The sequence below is a fragment of the Streptomyces sp. NPDC021212 genome (assembly GCF_044332925.1).
GTDB lineage: Bacteria > Actinomycetota > Actinomycetes > Streptomycetales > Streptomycetaceae > Streptomyces.
Genome location: NZ_JBIRPZ010000010.1, coordinates 58211 through 78839, shown reverse-complemented (window position 1 = coordinate 78839; position 20629 = coordinate 58211). Strand labels below are relative to the sequence as shown.

22 protein-coding genes are annotated in these 20629 nt (G+C 70.0%); 14 read left to right on the top strand and 8 right to left on the bottom strand.

Annotated features, from left to right (window positions below):
* The first annotated feature begins 110 nt into the window (after nucleotides 1-110).
* The 5 genes from ACH4SI_RS26270 to ACH4SI_RS26250 all read left to right on the top strand — a co-directional run bounded on the left by ACH4SI_RS26270 (nucleotide 111) and on the right by ACH4SI_RS26250 (nucleotide 7562).
* Nucleotides 111-461: an SseB family protein gene (locus tag ACH4SI_RS26270; protein ID WP_398299662.1), complete on the top strand. Its 351-nt coding sequence runs from the start codon at nucleotides 111-113 to the stop codon at nucleotides 459-461.
* Nucleotides 448-1038 carry a hypothetical protein gene (locus ACH4SI_RS26265; protein ID WP_398299660.1) on the top strand — a complete coding sequence of 197 codons (591 nt, stop codon included), beginning with the start codon at nucleotides 448-450 and terminating at the stop codon, nucleotides 1036-1038. Before ACH4SI_RS26270 ends, ACH4SI_RS26265 begins: the two co-directional genes overlap by 14 nt.
* Complete coding sequence (locus ACH4SI_RS26260; protein WP_398299657.1) at nucleotides 1035-5423, top strand: DUF6531 domain-containing protein; 4389 nt, start codon at nucleotides 1035-1037, stop codon at nucleotides 5421-5423. The genes ACH4SI_RS26265 and ACH4SI_RS26260 overlap by 4 nt, the downstream gene beginning before the upstream one ends.
* 2 nt (nucleotides 5424-5425) lie before the next feature.
* Nucleotides 5426-5788 (top strand): DUF6188 family protein, encoded by a 363-nt coding sequence (locus ACH4SI_RS26255; protein ID WP_398299655.1) that lies wholly within the window; start codon nucleotides 5426-5428, stop codon nucleotides 5786-5788.
* 376 nt (nucleotides 5789-6164) lie between these two features.
* Entirely contained in the window at nucleotides 6165-7562 is a 1398-nt protein-coding gene (locus ACH4SI_RS26250) for a cytochrome P450 (protein WP_398299653.1), read from the top strand.
* A gap of 134 nt (nucleotides 7563-7696) precedes the next feature.
* Here ACH4SI_RS26250 and ACH4SI_RS26245 read toward each other — a convergent pair whose 3' ends face one another.
* The gene (locus ACH4SI_RS26245; protein WP_398299651.1) at nucleotides 7697-8509 is read right to left on the bottom strand and encodes an AraC family transcriptional regulator; all 813 of its coding nucleotides are present in this window, start codon (nucleotides 8507-8509) and stop codon (nucleotides 7697-7699) included.
* A 49-nt stretch (nucleotides 8510-8558) separates the two neighbouring features.
* Between ACH4SI_RS26245 and ACH4SI_RS26240 the strand changes: the two genes are divergently transcribed.
* A complete protein-coding gene (locus tag ACH4SI_RS26240; protein WP_398299649.1) occupies nucleotides 8559-8993 on the top strand; it encodes a DUF2000 family protein in 435 nt (144 codons plus the stop codon).
* Between the two features lie 40 nt (nucleotides 8994-9033).
* On the opposite strand, the gene ACH4SI_RS26235 is transcribed toward ACH4SI_RS26240, so the two are convergent.
* Nucleotides 9034-9711 (bottom strand): hypothetical protein, encoded by a 678-nt coding sequence (locus ACH4SI_RS26235; RefSeq protein WP_398299647.1) that lies wholly within the window; start codon nucleotides 9709-9711, stop codon nucleotides 9034-9036.
* A gap of 152 nt (nucleotides 9712-9863) precedes the next feature.
* On the opposite strand from ACH4SI_RS26235, the gene ACH4SI_RS26230 reads away from it, so the two are divergent.
* The 3 genes from ACH4SI_RS26230 to ACH4SI_RS26220 are packed head-to-tail and all read left to right on the top strand — an operon-like array spanning nucleotide 9864 to nucleotide 11206.
* Nucleotides 9864-10322, top strand: coding sequence for a hypothetical protein (locus ACH4SI_RS26230; RefSeq protein WP_398299645.1), 459 nt, complete (start codon nucleotides 9864-9866; stop codon nucleotides 10320-10322).
* 55 nt (nucleotides 10323-10377) lie between these two features.
* A complete protein-coding gene (locus ACH4SI_RS26225) occupies nucleotides 10378-10776 on the top strand; it encodes a helix-turn-helix transcriptional regulator (protein WP_398300232.1) in 399 nt (132 codons plus the stop codon).
* Between the two features lie 10 nt (nucleotides 10777-10786).
* Nucleotides 10787-11206 carry a VOC family protein gene (locus ACH4SI_RS26220; RefSeq protein ID WP_398299643.1) on the top strand — a complete coding sequence of 140 codons (420 nt, stop codon included), beginning with the start codon at nucleotides 10787-10789 and terminating at the stop codon, nucleotides 11204-11206.
* Nucleotides 11207-11216: 10 nt separating this feature from the next.
* Here ACH4SI_RS26220 and ACH4SI_RS26215 read toward each other — a convergent pair whose 3' ends face one another.
* The 4 genes from ACH4SI_RS26215 to ACH4SI_RS26200 form a co-directional block, all read right to left on the bottom strand.
* Nucleotides 11217-11636: a Fur family transcriptional regulator gene (locus ACH4SI_RS26215; protein ID WP_398299641.1), complete on the bottom strand. Its 420-nt coding sequence runs from the start codon at nucleotides 11634-11636 to the stop codon at nucleotides 11217-11219.
* Between the two features lie 110 nt (nucleotides 11637-11746).
* On the bottom strand, nucleotides 11747-12634 hold the full coding sequence (locus ACH4SI_RS26210) for a metal ABC transporter permease (protein WP_398299639.1): 888 nt from the start codon (nucleotides 12632-12634) through the stop codon (nucleotides 11747-11749).
* Nucleotide 12635: 1 nt separating this feature from the next.
* Nucleotides 12636-13562: a metal ABC transporter ATP-binding protein gene (locus ACH4SI_RS26205; protein ID WP_398299637.1), complete on the bottom strand. Its 927-nt coding sequence runs from the start codon at nucleotides 13560-13562 to the stop codon at nucleotides 12636-12638.
* Between the two features lie 26 nt (nucleotides 13563-13588).
* Nucleotides 13589-14560 carry a metal ABC transporter substrate-binding protein gene (locus ACH4SI_RS26200; protein WP_398299635.1) on the bottom strand — a complete coding sequence of 324 codons (972 nt, stop codon included), beginning with the start codon at nucleotides 14558-14560 and terminating at the stop codon, nucleotides 13589-13591.
* 153 nt (nucleotides 14561-14713) lie between these two features.
* Here ACH4SI_RS26200 and ACH4SI_RS26195 point away from each other — a divergent pair, with 153 nt between their 5' ends.
* The 3 genes from ACH4SI_RS26195 (at nucleotide 14714) to ACH4SI_RS26185 (ending at nucleotide 17547) form a co-directional block, all read left to right on the top strand.
* Nucleotides 14714-16096: a glycine--tRNA ligase gene (locus ACH4SI_RS26195; RefSeq protein ID WP_398299633.1), complete on the top strand. Its 1383-nt coding sequence runs from the start codon at nucleotides 14714-14716 to the stop codon at nucleotides 16094-16096.
* 133 nt (nucleotides 16097-16229) lie between these two features.
* Nucleotides 16230-16532: a hypothetical protein gene (locus ACH4SI_RS26190; RefSeq protein WP_398299632.1), complete on the top strand. Its 303-nt coding sequence runs from the start codon at nucleotides 16230-16232 to the stop codon at nucleotides 16530-16532.
* 178 nt (nucleotides 16533-16710) lie between these two features.
* Nucleotides 16711-17547: a hypothetical protein gene (locus tag ACH4SI_RS26185; protein WP_398299629.1), complete on the top strand. Its 837-nt coding sequence runs from the start codon at nucleotides 16711-16713 to the stop codon at nucleotides 17545-17547.
* Here the strand turns inward: ACH4SI_RS26185 and ACH4SI_RS26180 are convergent.
* Nucleotides 17544-17996, bottom strand: coding sequence for a hypothetical protein (locus tag ACH4SI_RS26180; protein WP_398299627.1), 453 nt, complete (start codon nucleotides 17994-17996; stop codon nucleotides 17544-17546). The genes ACH4SI_RS26185 and ACH4SI_RS26180 overlap by 4 nt on opposite strands.
* A gap of 172 nt (nucleotides 17997-18168) precedes the next feature.
* Here ACH4SI_RS26180 and ACH4SI_RS26175 point away from each other — a divergent pair, with 172 nt between their 5' ends.
* The gene (locus ACH4SI_RS26175; RefSeq protein WP_398299625.1) at nucleotides 18169-19383 is read left to right on the top strand and encodes a sensor histidine kinase; all 1215 of its coding nucleotides are present in this window, start codon (nucleotides 18169-18171) and stop codon (nucleotides 19381-19383) included.
* A complete protein-coding gene (locus ACH4SI_RS26170; protein WP_398299623.1) occupies nucleotides 19371-20015 on the top strand; it encodes a response regulator in 645 nt (214 codons plus the stop codon). The genes ACH4SI_RS26175 and ACH4SI_RS26170 overlap by 13 nt, the downstream gene beginning before the upstream one ends.
* A gap of 26 nt (nucleotides 20016-20041) precedes the next feature.
* Here ACH4SI_RS26170 and ACH4SI_RS26165 read toward each other — a convergent pair whose 3' ends face one another.
* A complete protein-coding gene (locus tag ACH4SI_RS26165) occupies nucleotides 20042-20626 on the bottom strand; it encodes a TetR family transcriptional regulator (RefSeq protein ID WP_398299621.1) in 585 nt (194 codons plus the stop codon).
* Nucleotides 20627-20629: the final 3 nt, after the last annotated feature.

The window sequence follows — 20629 nt, the reverse complement described above, 5'->3', positions numbered from 1 at the left end:
ACCGTCCGGCGCGCACCGGCGTCCACAGCCTCAGACGGAACATGGAACCTCTGTGCGACCATACGCGCTGGGGATGATCCGGTGGCGGCGCCGGCGAAACGGGGGAACACATGTCGTTGCGGGATCTGGTGCGTGCGGAGGCGGCCGCGTCGATGTCCGATGCGGAGCGGCTGGCGGCGATGCGGCAGTGGCGTCTGTATTTCCAGCGGCCGGAGGAGCCGGGCTTTCTGGTCTCCGAGACCGACGAGGGTCCGATGGTTGCGGTGTTCACGTCCTGGGAGGGGCTCGCGCTGTTCGCGGGGCCGTGCGGATGGGCGTCGACGACGGTGGCGGATCTGGTGGAGCTGTTGCCAGAGGGCGTGCGCGCGCTGGTGGATCCGCTGGGCCCCCGGGCGTTCGTGCTCGACACCGAAGCGCTGAAGGCCGCGGACGACCAGGGGGATCGTGATGGCGGAGCATGACGGCGGGGCGGCGAGTTCTGGTGGGGCCGATGGCCCGAAGCCGGGCGACGGCTACAAGATCCAGATCGCGTCGGTGCGGAAGGTGCTGACTCCGCTGGAGGAGTCCGTGGTCGCCGCGCGGAAGATCAAGGGCGACTGGAAGAAGCTGTCCGAGCAGATTCAGAACTCGGCCGACTTCGACATTTACGACTCGACCGAGAAGATGCTCTCGTCCTGGGGTTTCGGCATGGGGCGGGTCGCCGAGCACACGGACACGGTGGTGTCGACGCTGCGTCAGGTGATCGCCGCGTACATGCTGGCGGATCTGCTGCACATCAAGGACTTCGCGCCCACCGAGGACAACATGGCGAAACTTCCCTTCGGTGAGGCCGGTATGAAGGCATGGGAGGCGGGTTCGCGGCCGAAGTTCGATCCGCCACCGGAGATCTATCAGGAGCCGTGGCTCGACGATGGCGGCAGCGGCGGCGGTAACGACAGCGGGGGCACGGGCGGGACGTATGAGCCGCCCAAGAATCCCCGCCGGCTCTACGGCGGGGGATGGGTCGATGACGGCGGGTCGAAGGGGACGATCGCGTGACGCAGCGTGATGCGACCGAGGGCGGGGCGACCGAGCGCATACCGCCGCATGCGAAGCCGTCGGACGTCATTCCCGGCAAGCCCTCGGGCATCGAGGACCTGGCGGTCAAGCTGCGCGCATATGCGGGGGCGTTCAAGGAGGGATACGACCAACTCGATGTCCTGTCGCTGATGGACTGGACCGGTGCGGCTTCGGAAGAGTTCCAGCAGACCACCCGGAAACTGCCCCGCGAACTGGAGTCCGCGCAGACCTACTTCAAAGCCGCCGCGAACGCGCTGGACGACTACGCGGAGAAGCTGCGGTCCGTCCAGACGCGGGTCAAACCGATCATTGACGACGCCGATGACGCGCGGGCGAAGTCCAAGAGTTACTGGGCGAAGGTCACCGACTACAACGCGGCGGTCGACCGAAAGGCCGAGACGTTGCCGGAGCGTCCGCCGGACGATGACCCGGGGCTGTCCGCGCTGGAAAAGTGCTACGGCCAGCTGGACAAGCTGGAGGGCGAGCTTCAGCCCGTCGTCGACGCGGCCAAACGCAAAATCGACAAAGCTGCCAGGAAAGCCCCGGACAAGCCTCCGGGCCCCAGCGGCATGCAGAGGTTCAAGGACTTCCTCGGTGGCACGGGCGACACCGTGGGCAGCTGGTACGAGGGTTTCGACGACCTGGTCCACGACGGGCCCGACGGCGTCGGCCTGCGGCTGGCGGGCACCGTCGACGGCGTCGCCTATGCCGCCGCGCACCCCAAGGAGTTCGCCAAGGCCGCCGTCAACTGGGACGAATGGCAGAAGAACCCCGCCCGCGCCGCCGGCCAGCTCACCCCCGAAATCCTCCTGGCCCTGGCCTCCGGCGGCGCCGGAGCCGCACGTCGCGGTGCCGGCGCGGCCAAGAGCGCCGCCCAGCGCCTCCTCAGCCGCGAACGCGGGCTGCGCCGCGACGGCAGCGCCCGCAAGCACGCCGACCACGACCCGAAGAAGAAGTGCACCTCGGGCGAGAACAAGACGTGCGACGGCGATCCGATCGACGTCGCGACCGGCGAGATGGTCATGTCCGCCACCGACGTCACCCTCCCCGGCGTGCTGCCCCTGGTGCTGGAGCGGCACTACGTCTCGGGCCACCCGTGCGGTGGCTGGTTCGGCCGCACCTGGGCGGGCACCCTCGACCAGCGCTTGGAGCTGGACGACAAGGGCGTCGTCTTCGTCACCGACGACGGCATGCTCCTCACCTACCCGGTGCCGCGGCCGGACGTTCCCGTGCTGCCCAGCCACGGGCCGCGCTGGCCGCTGTGCTGGGACGGCAAACCGGACGGCACGTTCACCGTCACCGACCCCGAACGCAACCGCACCCTGCACTTCGCCCCCCTTCCGGCGGGCGGCCGGGAGCTGGCCCTGACCGCGATCACCGACCGCACCGGGACCGGCGACCGCATCGACATCGCCTACGACACCCACGGCGCGCCGACACAGGTCACCCACTCCGGCGGCTACCGCATCGCCGTCGACACCGACCCGGGGCTCCTGCGCATCACCGCCCTGCGGCTGCTGCACGGCCAGGAACACGATCAGAGCACGACCCTGATCTCCTTCGGCTACAACCAGGCCGGAGACCTGACCGAGGTCATCAACTCCACCGGGCTGCCACTGCGGTACCAGTACGACGACAAGCACCGCATCACCTCCTGGACCGACCGCAACGGCACCTGCTTCGCCTACGTCTACGACCACCGCGGCCGGGTCCTGCGCTCCATCGGTCCCGACGGTTTCATGTCGGGCCGTCTCCACTACGACACAGCCGCCCGCACCACCCGCTACACCGACTCCCAGGGCCACACCACCACCTACGTCTGCAACGAGGCGTACAAGGTGATCGCGCAGACCGACCCGCTGGGCAACACCACCCGCACCGAATGGGACCCCGGCAACCGCCGTCCCGTGGCCGTCACCGACCCCCTGGGCCACACCACCCGCTACCGCTACGACGACGATGACCGGCTCATCGCCGTCGAACGCCCCGACGGCACCGTGGCCGAAGCCGTCTACGACGCCTGGGGCCTGCCGTTGGAGATCCGCGAGCCGGGAGGCGCGACCTGGCGCCACACCTACGACGAGCGCGGCGCCCGCACCGCCACCACCGACCCCACCGGCGCCACCACCCACTACGCCTACAACGCACGCGGCCACCTCACCGCCATCACCGACGCCCTGGGCCACACCACCGAGGTCACCCCGAACGCGGCGGGTCTACCGGTCGCGGTCACCGACCCGCTGGGCCAGACCACCGAGGTCCGCCGCGGCCCGCACGGCCGCATCACCGCCGTCACCGACCCCCTGGGACATACCACCCGCCACGGCTGGACCATCGAAGGCAAACCCGCCTGGCGCGAGGCCCCCGACGGCACCCGCGAGGAGTGGCAGTGGGACACCGAGGGCAACCTCGCCCGCCACACCGACCCCGCCGGCCACACCACCACCCACACCCACACGTACTTCGACCTCCCCGCCACCCGCACCGACCCCGACGGTGCCCACTACGCCTTCACTTATGACACCGAGCTGCGTCTCACCACCGTGACCAACCCCCAGGGCCTGACCTGGGACTACACCTATGACGCGGCGGGCCGCCTCACCGCCGAGACCGACTTCAACGGCCGCACCCTCGCCTACACCCACGACGCGTCGGGAAACCTGGTGTCCCGCACCAACGGGGCCGGCGAGCCCCTGCACTTCACCCGCGACAACCTCGGCCGCACCGTCGAACAACGCACCGACACCGGCGACGTCACGCGGTACACCTACAACGCCACAGGCCACCTGACCGGAGCAACCAACCCGGACTCCGACCTGACCATCGAACGGGACGCCCTGGGCCGGGTCCTCTCAGAAACCGTCAACGGCCGCACCACGACCTACGCCTACGACGCCGTCGGCCGCCGCACCGAACGCACCACCCCCAGTGGCCTGCGCTCCACCTGGACCTACGACGCAGCAGGCCGCCCTGTTGATCTCCGGAGTGATGCCGGGGCCCTGTCCTTCACCTACGACGCGGCGGGCCGCGAAACGGAACGCCGTCTGGGCGACGGCGTCACCCTCACCCAGACCTGGGACGCCTCGGACCGCCTGACCACCCAATCCCTCACCCGCGCCCCGGAGGCCGCGGACAGCCTCTTCCAGCACCGCTCGTACGCGTACCGCGCGGACGGCTACCTCACCGAGATCCGCGAACTCACCTCCGGCACGCGCCGCTTCGACCTCGACCCGGTCGGACGGGTCACCTCCGTCCACGCCCACGGCTGGACCGAGACCTACGCCTACGACACGACGGGCAACCTCACCCACGCCGCGGCCCCGGACCACGGCACCCCCGGCGACCGTGCCTTCACCGGCACGATCCTGCACCGTGCCGGCCGCACCACCTACGAACACGACGCCCAGGGCCGCCTGACCCGCCGCACCCGCAAACTCCTCAACGGCCAGACCCGCACCTGGACCTACACCTGGAACGCGGAAGACCGCCTCACGGACGCGACCACCCCCGAGGGCGAGCACTGGCACTACGCGTACGACCCCCTCGGCCGCCGCATCTCCAAACACCGCCTGGCCGACGACGGCACCGCGGCCGACGTTCTCCACTTCACCTGGGAAGACACCCGCCTGGCGGAACAGTCCACCCAGGACGGCGCCCACACCACCTGGGACTACGTCCCCAACACCCACCGCCCCCTCACCCAAACCCACCGCGACCTGGGCACGTCCCGCTTTCACGCCGTCATCACGGACCTGGTGGGCAGCCCCACCGAACTGGTCACCCCCGACGGCCACCTGGCCTGGCAAACCCGCACCACCCTCTGGGGCACTCCCCTCCCCGCCCCACCTGCCGCCCTGGACTGCCCCCTCCGCTTCCCTGGCCAATACGCCGACCCCGAAACGGGCCTGTACTACAACTACTTCCGCCACTACGACCCCGAAACCGCTCGCTACGTCACGCCAGACCTTCTGGGCCTGGACCCCGCTCCCAACCCGGTGACGTACGTCCGTAATCCCTACACCTGGAGTGATGCCCTTGGGTTGGAAGGATGTGGCAACGGCGCCGAAGGTAACTCGACACAACCGCCCACCTTCGGCCCGCAGCGTCCTACTGGAACGGGCGATGATTGGGTGGCAAGAACTGCCGATAATGGCAAGGGGAGCGTGTGGCAGGCCCCTGGCGCAAAGGGTAATGCTGACATGCTTCGCGTGATGAATCCGACCGGAAGGTACCCTGACGGTTATGTGCGTTTCTACAACGGACATGGTCAGCCGATCGGACTGAACGGGAAGCCGGGATCGAAAGCGGAAACGCACATTCCTATAAATCCCGACGGCACATATCCGCTACCGGCAGGATGGTAGACGTGGACTTGAATATTCGAGGCCAAGCAGTGATCCGTGTCTGTTTTGACATGGCTTTCACGATTCTCACCAGCGAGGATTGCGAGCTGCGTGTGGAGACAGACGCAAGCTTTCACACGTCTGGCGGGGAGCTTGTGTCGTTCGATCCGGAATCCCCGGAATCTGCTGCGGCTCACTTGGTGAGCCTGGTGAGTGATGTGATCACCTCGGCCGAGGTGGGGAGCGCTGGGGAGCTGTTTATCGTATTCGGCAGCGGTGCAGAACTTACTGTCGCTTCGGATCCGGATTACGAGGCATGGGGATTTGTGGGGGCCGGGCAGCGAGTGACGTGCATGCCCGGAGGCGAGGTTGCTACCTGGAGTTGAGCAGTAAGTAGGTCGGGTGGCGGGCGCAATCAGGAGCAGGGCACCGACGGCGACGGCCTCTCGTCTTCCTGCTGATGAGCTGAGTGAAGTGCGCCTCCCGCGACCGCCGCCTCGGGGGCGGTCCCGAACGAGGACCAGCTGAAGCAGGACGGACCGCAGTCGGCGTAGGTTTCTCCGGCTGGGCCGGGCGCCGCACTCCTGCCGCTCGGCCGCCGCGCTGTTCAGCAGGCGCTTTCGGCCGATAGTGTGGCTGCACCGTAGCGGGCCGCCCTCGCTCCGTGTTGCGCGACAGGATGCCCTGTGGCTTTTCCCCCACCCCCACGGACCTCAAGGCCGGTCCGGAATGGGCATTGCTGTCGCACTAAGGACATCGAACATGGAACTCTCCCCGTCCGAGCTGGCGTCCCTGGCCGTTGAACCGCTGATGACCCGGGACTTCGAGACCCGGCCCGGGGCGGTCTACGCACGGCTGAGGGGGCGGTACGGGCCGGTGGCGCCCGTGGATCTGTACGGGGTCCCGGTGTGGCTGGTTCTCGGCTACCGCGAGGTGTGGGAGGTCCTGCGGGACGAGAGCAAGTGGAAGAAGAACGTCCAGCACTGGCGGTTGATGCGTGAGGGCCTGGTGCCGTCCGACTGGCCGTATCTGCCCGGCTATCAGGTCGGCCATCTGCTGCTGAGCGACGATCAGGAGCGCAAGGCGACGCGCGCCGCCGTGGACGACGCGCTCGGTCCCTTCCAGGACACTCAGGCGCCACAGTCCTGGGACATGCAAAAGGCCATCTCCCGGCACGCCGACGAGCTGATCACGTTCTTCGCGGACGGCAGCGACGGCGGGTGGGTGGACCTGGGCGCACAGTTCGCGCGTCCGCTGCCGCTGATGGTCGTCAACCGGCTGTTCGGCTTCCCGGTCGACCAGGGTGACGACGTCTTCATGGACTCGTGGCGGATGGTGGACGGTGGCCCGGACGCCGGTGCGGCCGTCGGGCGGCTGGTGACGGCGACGACCGAGCTGGCCGCGTACAAGCGGGACAACCCGGGCGACGACCTGACCACACGGCTGCTCGCCGCCGACCCTCCACTGACGGTGGAACAGATCGGCATCGAGCTGTACGCGATCCTCGTCATCATGTCCGAGCTGGTCAGCCACGCCATCACCAACAGTGTGCTGGAGGTGCTGGACGGAGAGGCGGGGGCGCAGGCGGCCCTCATGGCGGGCCCCACCGAAGAGCTGGTCAACCGTGTGCACATCGCCTCGCCCCCGTGGGTCAACCTCACCGCCCGCTACCCGGTGGCCGACACCGACCTGGGGGACTTCCGGCTCGCCGCGGGCGACATGGTCATGCCCTCGATCGCAGCCGCGCACGGTGACCCGATGTTCATGACGACCAACAGCTATGAGAGGTCGACCAGCTCGCGCGCCCATCTGGCATGGGGCACGGGGCCGCACCAGTGCCCGGGGCGGGAACTCGCGGACATGATCGTGACCACGGCGGTGGGCAGGCTGTTCGAGCGGTGCGACTTCGAACTGGGGCTGCCCGCCGACCAGTTGCCGTGGCGCTCGTCGGCGTTCGTACGCGGCCTGAAGTCCTTCCCGGTCCGCTTCCGGATGCGCGCGCGTCAGGGCCCGGCCCAGGCCCCGATGCCGCCTGCCGCCGGGCTGCCCGCCCCCGTACCGGCCCCCGAGGCCGAGCCCGCCCCCGCCCCCCAGCCGGGACGGCCCCGCTCCGCGCTCTGGCGATTCCTGGCGAGCCTGCGCCGTCCGAGCCGGTCGTGATGTGGGTGGAGACCTCCGCGCTGTCCATCAGCCCCACATCCACCGGGCATGAGTTCAGCTGCATGGGCCCCACCCGCACCTGCACGGCTGGCGGCTGACGGCCGCGGGCATGGTGGAGGAGTGGTGCCGGGACATCAGCGTCGACTTTCCCGCGTGGTACGGGCGTACTGGCCCGGGGCGACCCCCACGACCCGCTTGAAGTGGCGCGTCAGATGCGACTGGTCGTAGAGGCCGACCGCGGTGGCCACCTCGCTCGGTGGGCGGCCGTCGAGGAGCAGGCGGCGGGCGAGGTCGATGCGGCGGGAGGTCACGTACTGGTGCGGTGCGATGCCGTACGCGGTGCTGAAGGCGCGTACAAGGTGTGCGGGGTGGGCGTGGAGGAGGCGCGCGGCCTCTTCCAGGGTGGGGGCTTCGACGTAACGCTCGTCGAGGAGGTCGCGCAGGCTGTGGGCGATGCTGCGGTCGGGCACCGCGCCGGCGGCGACGGCCGACCTCGGGCGCAGGTGCTCGCGCAGGCGCTGGCTGATGAGGGCCAGGCGGCTCTCCGCCTCGAGTTCGTCTCCCGGCGTGGCGAGGGCGGCGTGCAGCTGGCCGATGCGGGTGCGCAGGAGGGGATCGGTGAGGTCCGGGCCGTCGACCGCCGGACCGATGAGGCTCGCGTCCAGCTGCGTCATGTCGAGGTAGATCACCCGCTTGCGGAAGCCGTGAGAGGTGGCGGGCGAGCCGTTGTGCGGGACCTGCGGCGGCAGCAGGCTGACGGTGTCGTTCGGGGTGCCGCGTTCGTGGCGGTCCAGGTCGTAGCGGACCGCGCCGTCGTCGACGATCAGCAGGGTCCAGGCGTCGTGGACATGCATGGGGTACGCGTGCTCGGTGAAGTGGGCGTGGAAGACCTCGCTGACGCCCGGGACCGACGGGCGCCAGGCAGAGATGGTCTCTCGGGGCGCCATGCAAAGAAGGTACAAGACGGCGCGGGTGTGCGGCCTGCAGTCTCACTGCATGAGCACGAGTGATGAGACCCCGGTTCGCTTCGACACGAAGATCGCCGTACTGCTGCGCGACGACTTGGAGACCTGGCAGCGACTGAATGTGACCGCTTTCGTCGTCAGCGGCCTCGGCACGGTGGCCCCCGAGGTGATCGGCGAGCCGTACGCGGACGCCGACGACACCGCGTATCTGCCGATGTTCCGCCAGCCCGTGCTGGTCTTCGAGGGGACGAAGGAGACGTTGACGACCGCGCACGGTCGCGCGCTGTCCCGCGCGCTGCCGAGGGCCGTGTTCACCTCGGATCTGTTCAGCACGGGCAACGACCGGGACAACCGGGCAGCCGTACGCGCGGTGGGCACCGACCAGCTCGACCTGGTGGGGCTGGCCGTCTACGGGCCGCGCAACGCGGTGGACAAGGTCCTCAAGGGCGCGCGGATGCACCACTGAGCAGGCCGGCCGTGGGGCCGGCCGGTCGGCCTGCCTCTCGCTACGTGAACTTCGCGCCGACGGCGCGGACGAGTTCGGGGGTGACCTTGTCGCGCCAGTTGAAGGGCGCCGCGTCCGGCATGCCTTCGAACGTCGCGGTGGTCTGCCCGCCGACCGTGAACAGGAGCGGGCCCTTGCGGCACGTCCAGTTCTGGTCGAGAGCGAAGGCCATGACGCACTTGTCCGCCCCGTCCGTACTCCCGCCGGGGTTGGTTCCCGGCGCGCCGGACTCGAAGTATCGGGATATCAGCTTGGGGTCGGCCACGGCGTCGATGCGGATCCAGGCCTGGGTCGCGCTGTACGTCTCGCCCGGCAGCCGCATGACGTAGTCGCACTCGCCGGACGGGGCCCGGTTGCTCGGCTTCCACGAGGAGTCCGAGCGGAACTCCTTGATCGAGCGGGCAGAGACCGGGCGGTCCGCCTGCTGGATTTCCTCGGCGTCCGGAAGGATCGCCGCGATGTCCTCCTGGGTCACCAAGGAGCAGGCGTCCGGCCACTCGTCGGGGGGCAGGATCTTTCCGTCCTTCAGCGTGGGCACGTTGGCGGGCGGCCCGTGCGACGGGGCCTTCCCGACGGACGTCTCCTCGGCGGAAGAGGAGACCAGGAGGGTCGTCAGAACGGAGGCGGAGGCCACCAGGACGCCGAAGAGGGCGAACTGGCCGATGCGCTTTGTCTTCACGAGGGGCGATCCTGCCCAACGGGCCCGTGCCGAAGCGCGTTCGTGGCGATCTTCCCAGGGGCTTCACAGGGCCGGTGCCGCTATCACGGCAGACACGACGCGTTGTCTTGCCGTGACCGAAGGTGAGGGGAGAGCCGCTTAGCCTGGGGATCATGGAATTCGCGAGGGCTGAGTGGGACCCCGAGTGGCACGGGTTCCGGGTGGACGCGTCCGCGTATCTGGCGGAGCTGCCGAGGCTACGGGACGCGCTGCCGCCCGGGGCTCGGGCGTTCGTCTCCGATGCGGCGCATTTCGACTTCGGCAGCGGCACCCGGTGCGTGAAGGATCTGGGGCTGGCCGGGGTCGACATCCCCGGGGGCAAAGGCGGCGGGCTGACGCTCACCTTCTCGCCCAACAAGTGGAAGCACGACTCCGGGCTGCGCATCCGTTACGCCGGGGTCAGGCACTTCTCGATCGACTACGCGCACGCCATCGACTGGATGGAGACGGACACCGTCCTGCTCGACGAGATCCTTCCGCATGACGCCGGATGCAGCCACGAGATCGCGCTGACCGACGCGGTGATCACCGTGCACTGCCGGGATCTGGAAGCCGTCTGGGGCGACGTGTGATGCTGAGGGGGTGAATTTGGATGACCTGGTCCGATTGCGGCAGGCGCGGGACCGGATGGATCGGGACTACGCGCAGCCGCTGGACGTGCCGGCGCTGGCGCGCGGGGCGCTGATGTCGACGGGGCACTTCGCGCGGAGCTTCCGGGAGGCCTTCGGGGAGACGCCGTACAGCTACCTGATGACGCGCAGGATCGAGCGGGCCAAGGCGTTGCTGCGGCGGGGGGACCTGTCGGTGACGGAGGTCTGCTTCGCGGTCGGGTGTACGTCGCTGGGGTCGTTCAGCTCGCGGTTCACGGAGCTGGTGGGGGAGAGCCCCAGCGTGTACCGGGCCCGCGATCATGAGCACGGCGCGGACATTCCGGCCTGTGTGGCCAAGGTCTTCACGCGACCGGTCAGGGATCCGGCCAGGGAACCGGTCAGGAATGGAGAAGCGGATCGTGCCGCCCGGTCGTAGCGTGACAGACATGAACAACAACATCACGCTTTCGACCTGCTTCATAGCCGTCGACGACCATGACAAGGCGCTCACCTTCTACCGCGACATCCTGGGCCTGGAGGTCCGCAACGACGTCGGTTTCGAGGGGATGCGCTGGGTGACCGTGGGGTCGCCGTCACAGCCGGACGTCAGCATCGTCCTCGAACCGCCCGCCGCGAATCCCAACGCCTCGCCCGCCGACAAGCAGGCCATGGCGGAACTCCTCGCCAAGGGCATGCTGCGCGGGGTCCTCTTCGCGACGGACGACGTGGACGCCACGTTCGAGCACATCCGGGCGGCGGGCGGCGAGGTGCTGCAGGAGCCGATCGACCAGCCGTACGGCGTGCGCGACTGCGCCTTCCGCGACCCGGCCGGGAACCTGCTGCGCTTCAACCAGCCGAAGCGCTAGCCGTCAGCCGTCAGCCGGCCGCCGGGGCGGCGCAGTCGCCGCAGGTACCGAAGATCTCGATCGTGTGGGCGACGTCCACGAAGCCGTGCTCGGCGGCGATCGCGTCGGCCCACTTCTCGACCGCCGGGCCCTCGACCTCGACCGCCTTGCCGCAGGAGCGGCAGACCAGGTGGTGGTGGTGCTCCTCGCTGTTGCAGCGGCGGTAGACGGCCTCGCCCTCGGTGGTGCGGAGGACGTCGACCTCGCCGGCGTCGGCGAGGGACTGGAGGGTGCGGTAGACGGTGGTCAGGCCGACCGAGTCGCCCCGGTGCTTGAGCATGTCGTGAAGCTCCTGCGCGCTGCGGAACTCGTCCACCTCGTCCAGCGCCGCCGCCACCGCTGCGCGCTGCCTGGTGGACCGGCCGCGTACTGGGGGACCCGCGGTCGCCACAGTTGCCTCCTCAACCTCGCCTGCCCGTAAGCGCCTGTCTGCCGCTCTGTCTGCTTGGCCATTGTGCCAGCTAACGCATCCGCTACGGACTAGCTGTGGATGACTCCGCGCTACACGAGCACATCGTCCTTCAGGGTGCACCGCCCCTCGGCCGCTGACGAGGGGCGATGCGTGCGTCGTTTGGTGCGCAGCTTGGCCAGCGGCGCGGCGAGCGCGGTGATGACGGCGAAGACGCCGATGGCGAGGACGACGATACTCGCGCCGGGCGGCACGTTCTTGTAGAAGGAGAAGACCGTCCCGGACAGCGTCACCACGACGCCGATGCCGACCGCCAGGGCGAGCGTCATCGCGAAGCCGCGGGTGGCCTGCTGGGCGGCGGCGACCGGGACCACCATGAGGGCGCTGACCAGCAGCAGGCCGACGACGCGCATGGCGACGGTGACGGTGACGGCCGCGGTGACGGCCAGCAGCAGGTTGAGCGTACGGACGGGCAGCCCGGTCACCCGGGCGAACTCCTCGTCCTGGCAGACCGCGAACAGCTGCCGCCGCAGCCCGAGGGTGATCAGTACGACGAAGGCGGCGAGCAGGCTGATCACGACCACGTCCTGCTGCGACACGGTGGTGATCGAGCCGAAGAGATACGTCGTGAGGTTGGCGTTGGAGCCGGTCGGCGAGAGGTTGATCAGCAGGACGCCGCCGGCCATACCGCCGTAGAAGAGCATCGCGAGCGCGAGGTCGCCGCGGGTCTTGCCGTACCAGCGGATCAGCTCCATCAGGACGGCGCCCAGGGCGGAGACGATGACGGCGGTCCAGACCGGGTTGGTGCCGGTGAGGAAGCCGAGCGCGACCCCGGTGAGCGCGACGTGGCCGATGCCGTCGCCCATGATCGCCTGGCGGCGCTGGACGAGGTAGATGCCGACGGCGGGGGCGGTGATGCCGACGAGGACGGCGGCGAGCAAAGCCCGCTGCATAAAGGCGTAGTCGAGGACTTCCAGCATGTCAGGTCAGCAACCCTGTCCGGATCGGTTCGGCGTCGGGCGCCGCATGGGGATGGACGTGATCGTGGCCGGGCAGCGCATGCTGGCCGACGGCCTTGGGCGGCGGGCCGTCATGGACGACACAGCCGTCGCGGAGCACCACCGCGCGGTCGATCAGCGGCTCCAGCGGGCCCAGCTCATGGAGGACGAGGAGGACGGTGGTCCCCGCGGCGACCTGCTCGCGCAGCGTCCCGGCGAGGATCTCCTGGCTGGCCAGGTCGACCCCGGCCATCGGCTCGTCCATGATCAGCAGCTCGGGTTCACCGGCCAGCGCGCGGGCGATCAGCACCCGCTGGTGCTGGCCGCCGGAGAGGGCGCCGACCGGGTCACGGGTGCGGTCGGCCATGCCGACCAGCTCCAGGGCGCGGTGCACGGCCGCCCGGTCGGCCTTGCGCGGCGGTCCGAAGCGGCGGCGGGCGAGCCGTCCGGCCGAGACGACCTCGCGGACGGTCGCGGGGACGCCGCTGGCCGCGGTCGTACGCTGCGGTACGTAGCCGACGCGGGCCCAGTCGCGGAAGCGGCGGCCGGGGGTGCCGAACAGCGTCAGCTCGCCGCCGGTCAGCGGCACCTGGCCGACGACGGCGCGTACGGCGGTCGACTTGCCCGAGCCGTTCGCGCCGAGCAGCGCGACGACCTCGCCGCGGCCCACGGTCAGGTCGACGCCGCGCAGGATGGGGCGGCCGCCGAGCGAGGCGGTGGCGGCGCGCAGGGATATGACCGGGTCTATGACCGGGTCGGCGTCGGCGGCCGCCGCGCCGGAACCGGCCGCCCCCGAGGGGCCGGGTGCCGCGGTTGTCGCGGTTTTCCCGGTCGCCGTCCCGCGCTCCGCCGGTTCACCGGGCCGAGCGCTGCCACCCGGCCGTGCGCTGCCGTCGGGTTCCTTCGCCATGGGTTCCTCCGTCATGTCGCCGCGCGTCATCCCGCGCCGAGCGCTGTGCGCAGGGCCGTCAGGTTCGACCGCATGACCTCGAAGTAGTCGCGGCCCTTGGACTGCTTCCCGATCCCCTCGATGGGATCGAGGACGTCCGTCTTCAGGTGGAGATCACCCGCCAGGGTCTTCGCCGTCTTGTCGCTCACCAGCGTCTCGAAGAAGACGGTGCCGACCTTGTCCTTCTTGGCGGTCGTGTGCAGCTCGCGCATCCGCGCCGGGCTCGGCTCGGATTCCGGGTCGAGCCCGGAGATGGCCTCCTGGCGCAGCCCGTAGCGCTCGGAGAGGTAGCCGAACGCGGCGTGGGTGGTGATGAAGGTGTCCGTCGTACGGTTCTTCAAGCCGGCCCTGAACTCGTCGTTGAGGCCGCCGAGCCGCTTCACCAGAGCCGCGGTGTTCTTCTTGTACGTGGCGGCGTGGTCCGGGTCCGCCTTCTGCAGGGCCTTGCCGACGCCCTCGGCGACCTGGGCGTAGCGCACCGGGTCGAGCCAGATGTGCGGATCGGCGGCGGCGTCGCCCTCGTGTGCCTCGTGGCCGTGCTCATCGCCGTGCCCGTGGGCGTCCTCGCCCTCCACCTCCGTCCCGTGGTCCTCCAGCGAGGTGTACGAGGCGGCGTCGGCGACGTTCCGCGGCTCGGCCTGGCCGATGGCGCGGTCGACGGCCGGCTGGAGCCCCTTGAGGTAGACCACCAGCCCGGCCTCGCTGAGCTGGGCCGTCTGCCGGGGGCTGATCTCCAGGTCGTGCGGTTCGACGCCCGGTTTGGTCAGGGTGGAGACATGGACGTGGTTCCCCCCGATGCGCTGGGCGAGGAACTGCATCGGATAGAACGACGCCACCACATCGAGCTTGCCGTCCGTCCTTCCGTCTCCGGTGTGGTTGGAGCAGGCTGTGAGGGTGGTCAAGCCCATCGCGGCGGCCCCGACAAGGGCTGCCGCGGGGGAGAGGCGGCGTATGTTCATGACTCTCATTTTCAACAAAAATGGAAACGGTTGTCAACAAGGGTCTTGTTCTTGATCACTTCCGGTATCGATTTGATCCGGGGGGTGCCGCCGCCGGTAACCTGAAGCATTCGCTTCGCGTCCTCCAATGTCGTCATCAATGAAGAGAGCACCGTGGCCGCCGACAAGATCGACACCATCGTCAGCCTGAGCAAGCGCCGTGGCTTCGTCTATCCGTGCAGCGAGATCTACGGCGGCCAGCGGGCCGCCTGGGACTACGGACCGCTCGGCGTGGAGCTGAAGGAGAACATCAAGCGCCAGTGGTGGCGTTCCATGGTCACTTCGCGTGACGACGTCGTGGGACTCGACTCGTCCGTGATCCTCGCCCGCGAGGTCTGGGAGGCGTCCGGCCACGTCGCCACTTTCACCGACCCGCTGACCGAGTGCACCTCCTGCCACAAGCGGTTCCGCGCGGACCACCTGGAGGAGGCATACGAGGCCAAGCACGGCAAGCTGCCCGAGAACGGCATGGCCGACCTCAACTGCCCGCACTGCGGCAACAAGGGCAGCTTCACCGAGCCCAAGCAGTTCTCCGGGCTGCTCTCCACCCACCTCGGCCCGACCCAGGACTCCGGCTCGGTCGCGTACCTGCGCCCCGAGACCGCCCAGGGCATCTTCACCAACTTCCTCGCGGTGCAGCAGACGTCGCGCCGCAAGCCGCCGTTCGGTATCGCGCAGCTCGGCAAGTCCTTCCGGAACGAGATCACGCCGGGCAACTTCATCTTCCGGACCCGTGAGTTCGAGCAGATGGAGATGGAGTTCTTCGTCAAGCCGGGCGAGGACGAGACGTGGCACGAGTACTGGATGGAACAGCGCTACAACTGGTACCGCGAACTCGGTATCCAGGAGGCCAACCTCCGCTGGTACGAGCACCCGAAGGAGAAGCTCTCCCACTACTCGAAGCGCACCGCCGACATCGAGTACCGCTTCAGCTTCGGCGGCTCCGAGTGGGGTGAGCTGGAGGGCGTGGCCAACCGCACCGACTACGACCTCAAGGCGCACTCCGCGGCGTCCGGCCAGGACCTGTCGTACTTCGACCAGGAGGCCGGCGAGCGCTGGACCCCGTACGTCATCGAGCCTGCGGCGGGTGTCGGCCGCGCCATGCTGGCCTTCATGCTCGACGCGTACATCGAGGACGAGGCGCCCAACGCCAAGGGCAAGCTGGAGAAGCGCACCGTGATGCGGCTCGACCCGCGGCTCGCCCCGGTCAAGGTCGCGGTGCTGCCGCTGTCCCGCAACCCGCAGCTCTCCCCGAAGGCCAAGGGGCTCGCGGCGGACCTGCGCAAGCACTGGAACATCGAGTTCGACGACGCGGGCGCCATCGGCCGCCGCTACCGTCGCCAGGACGAGATCGGCACGCCCTTCTGCGTCACCGTCGACTTCGACACGCTCGACGACAACGCGGTGACCGTGCGCGAACGCGACACGATGAAGCAGGAGCGGGTCTCCCTCGACCAGATCCAGTCGTACCTGGGCGGCCGACTGATCGGCTGCTGACCAGCGCCTACGGCAGGTCGCACAGCACGAGGACGGGCTCCGGCACCGCGGATAGAATGCCGCGGCGCCGGAGCCCGTCGGCTTGGCAGGTTCGGTTCGGCAGGGGTTCGGCAGGAACGGGGGTCCACCAACCATGCGAGGCGTGACGCATCACATCACGGCCGTCGGCGAGGACGGCACCGTCTTCGAAGTGAGCTACGGCTACGGCCGTGGGCAGCGGCGGCTCCTCGGCTGCCGGCACTGCGACTGGCAGGAACAGATCACCTACGGCGGCGCCCGCCACAAGGGTCTCGACCACCTCGCCCAGGCCCACGGCGCCCTCGGCTCCCCGCGCATGACGGCGGACGCGGCGGCGCGGCGCCAGGCCCTGCTGGTCATGTTCGCGTGCTTCGCGGTGGCCGCGGTGATGCTGTGGTGGGCGATGGCGCAGGGGTGAGGCGCGAGGGTGCAGGGGTGAGGCGCGAGGGCGCAGGCGTGGCGCGCGAGGGTGCAGGCGTGACGCCGACGAGGTCGCGCATATCCGGGGTGAGCGGCGCGACCAAGATCGGCTAGGGTGACGGTTTGACATGCACCCGCTTATGTCGGGTGTGCATCACCTCGGGGGAGAAGCACAGTTGAACACGACTCGTCAGCGTTTGACGGCGCCTGTCCGGTCCCTGCCCAACCCGGTCACCGTTGCCACCACCCTGTCCGCCCCCTCGCGCCCGGGGCGCATCGAGGACCCGGTCATCGCCCGGCTGCAGCGGGGCCGGACGCTGCTCGGCCTCGCGGCCACCACCTGGCTGCTCTTCGCGTACCCGCTGACGAAGGGGCATGAGGAGTTCGTTTTCGGAAAGCTGGAGGAGCTGCTGTTCGGCTGCGGCGTCCTGCTGGTGGCCGGACTCATCGGCGTCACCGTCTTCATCCTCGCCGCCCGCCCACCCCTCAGGGGCCTGTACGCCGGCCGTGTCGGCGGCCCGCTGAGCGCCATCGGGACGCTGCCGCTCGGGGCGGTCGCGATCTGGCTGATGGTCGCGGCACTCAGCGGCAACATCATCTCCATGTCCGACATCGGCCCCGTCGACCTCCTCTTCGGGCTGTTGGGCGAGACGTTCGGCAGGATCGTCAGCGGCCTTGTGCTCGTCCTGCTCTTCATCGCCGCCGGGATCGTGTGCTGCATCTTCCTGCTGATGGCGGTGTGCTTCACCCTGATCTCCGCGGTGCTGGGGCTCAACTCCTGCTTCCGCGTCGGCGACATCCACGAGCTGCTCCCCGCCTTCCTCTCCCCGCTGCTGGTCTGGTCGCTCTTCGTCCTCCAGCTCTTCGACGACGCCGACGTGGCGGCCCCGGCCATCGTGCTGAACACCTTCCTGTTCGGCGGCCCGCTGTCGGTGACCGCGCTGTCGGTGTGGGAGGTGCGCCGCCTGCGCAGCAGGTACGGGGTGACCCTGCGGTCCGCGCTGGGACGTTAGGTCCTGTCCGGCGGGGTGCCGCGCCCGAGTGCCACGGCCGCGCACACCGCGGCCAGCGGCAGTTCCGCGCCCAGCGCCATCGCGACGGCGCCCGCCAGCTCCCCGCCCGAGGCGGCCGTCACCGTGTCGAACCACGCGTCCACCACCAGCAGCGCGCCGGTGGCGGCCGCGGTGAGGCGGTGGCGGTCGTCCCCGCGCATCCGCAGGACGGCGGTGGAGAGCAGCCCGAGCGCTTCGAGCGCGTCCAGGCCCACCCAGGCCGCGTTCCAGTGCGTGACCCGGGCGGTGGAGGGGAGCGTCCGCGCCAGTACGTACAGCCAGGGGACCAGCGCCACCCCCGAGGCGAGCAGCACCGGCTCGGGGCGTAGCCGGGGGATCCGGGTGATCCACGCCGGGCGGCGGCGAGAAGTGCTCCGGCCGGGCCGGGCGGGGGCGTACAGGGCGGTCATGGGGCGGGTCTCCTTCCGGACGGCCCGGGGATCGGGCCTGCCCACCAGCCTTGTCGGCGCCACCTCCCGTGTCGTTCATGGCAGTTGCCGATGTGGGGTGGCACCAATTGCACCCCTCTTCCGGGTCCGTGCTCCAGCGCGCGGCCGCACCGAGCCGCTCTAGAGTCGCCGTATGAGACTCCCCACCGCGCTGCGGCCCGCGTTCGAGCGGACGCTTCGGAGGCTGCGGCGCGACCTCCTTTTCGGCGCCGTCGGCGCCGCGGTGCAGTTCGTGGCCTGGGCGATACCCATGAGCATGCCGTGGCTGATCTACCAGGACACCACGACCCTGGGTGAAATCACGCTCGCCCTCACCCTCCCCCTCACGATCCCCGCCGTGGCCACGCCGGTGCTGACCCGCGTGCAGCGGTGGCGCTTCAAGGCGTTGCTCGGCATCGAGATCACCGGGCCCGCGAGCGCCCCGCGGCAGCTGTGGTACCACCTGCTGGCCGGACCGGCGGTCGCCTGGGGAGGGGTGCTGGCCGTCGTGATGGCGCTCGTCGGTCTTCCGGCCGCCACCGTGTACGTCTGGGTGTGGGGCGTCCCGCTGTCCTGGCGGCTCGACCACGTCGGGTACTCGACCCAGGCCGCGTACGTCACGGCCGGTGGCCTGATCCTGCTGGCTCTTGCCTACGCGCTCGTCGGCGCCCTCGTACGGCTCGACGCGCGCGCCGCGACCGCGCTGCTGGGTCCCGTACCGGCCAGGGAACTGAAGCGCCGGGTCGAGGACCTGACCGAGAGCCGGGCGGGCGCGGTCGACGCGGCCGATGCCGAGCGCCGCCGCATCGAACGCGATCTGCACGACGGCGCCCAGCAGCGGCTGGTCTCCATGGCGGTCAACCTGGGCCTGGCCAAGGCCACCCTGACCGATCTGCCGGACGAGGCCAGGCAGGTGATCGAAGAGGCCCACCGTGAGGCCAAGGGCGCCATCGACGAGCTGAGCAGCCTGGTGCGCGGGCTGCACCCGGCCGTCCTCGACGAACTCGGCCTGGACGCCGCCCTCTCCGGCATCGCGGCGCGCGCCCCGCTGCCGGTGCGGCTGCACGTCCATGTGCCGGAGCGGGCCGCCCCGACCGTCGAGGCCGTCGCGTACTTCGTCGTATCCGAGGCCCTCGCCAACGTCGCCAAGCACGCACGGGCGGAGCGGGCCGACGTCACGGTCGTCCGCACCGGGGACACGCTGCGGATCGTCGTCGAGGACGACGGGGAGGGCGGAGCCGACGCCGCCCGGGGCACTGGCCTGACCGGACTGGCCAAGCGGGCGGGTTCGGTGGACGGTACGTTCGGCATCAGCAGCCCCCGCGGGGGCCCGACCGTCATCACCGTGGAGCTGCCGTGCGTGCTGTGATCGCCGAGGACTCGGTCCTGCTGCGGATCGGCCTCGTCAAAGTCCTGCAGATGGCGGGCTTCGAGGTGACGGCGGAGGCGGCGGACGCGGAGGGTCTGCTGACGGCGGTGGAGGAGCACCGCCCGGACATCGCCGTGGTGGACGTACGGATGCCGCCGGGCTTCTCGGACGAGGGCGTCCGGGCCGCCCTGCTGATCCGGCAGCAGTGGCCGGACACGGCGGTGCTGCTGCTCTCGCAGTACGTGGAGGAGCGCTACGCGGCCGATCTGCTCACCGCGCACACGAGCGGGATCGGCTATCTGCTGAAGCAACGCGTCGCGGACGTGGAGGAGTTCATCGAGGCGCTGCGGCGGGTCGCGGGCGGCGGCACCGCGCTGGACCCGCAGGTCGTGTCCCAACTCCTCGTCCGCCGCCACAGCGACCCGCTGGACCGGCTGACGCGACGGGAGCGGGAGGTGCTGGAGCTGATGGCGGGCGGCCGGTCGAACGCGGGAATCGCCGCGGCGCTGGTGATCAGCGAGTCCGCGGTGGCGAAGCACATCAACAGCATCTTCGTGAAGCTGGACCTGCCGGTCGCCGACGCGGACCACCGACGGGTGCTGGCGGTGCTGCGGTTCCTGGGCGTGGGCTGAGCCCCGGGCCGGGGCTCAGCCCGGCCTCATGGCCGCAGGCCGTTCAGCAGCAGCTCGAAGAGGTCGGCGAAGGCCAGCTCCGCGCCCGGGTCCGACCACTCCTCCGCGTACACCGGGTCGTGGAAGTGGGCCGTCGCCGACCAGAGGGACCGGGCCGCCCTCCGGGCGTCGGGCGTCTTGAACTCGCCGCTCGCGATGCCGCCTTCGACGATCTTCGTGAGGTGGCCGACCATCGTCTCGATGTGCCGGGCGACGGTGCCGCTGTTCTCGGCGGCCAGGGAGAGGTACGTGGCGAACAGCTCCGGATCGTCGCCCGCCTTGTGCCGCTTGGCGGCGAAGAGGGCGGCCAGCCACTCGCGCAGCCGGTCGGCCGCCGGACCCTTGGAGCGGGCGATGGCGGCGAGTTCGTCCTGCGCCTGGTCGAGCCACCGCTCGGTGACCGCCTCGCGCAGGGCCGCCTTGGTGCGGAAGTGGCGGTAGACACTGCCGTGGCTGACCCCGAGCGCGCGGGCGACGTCCACGACCGTGGCCTTGGCCGGGCCGTAGCGGCGCAGCACGTCCTCGGTGGCTTCGAGGACGCGGTCGGGGGTCAGGGGCGTCTCGGGCGGCATCGG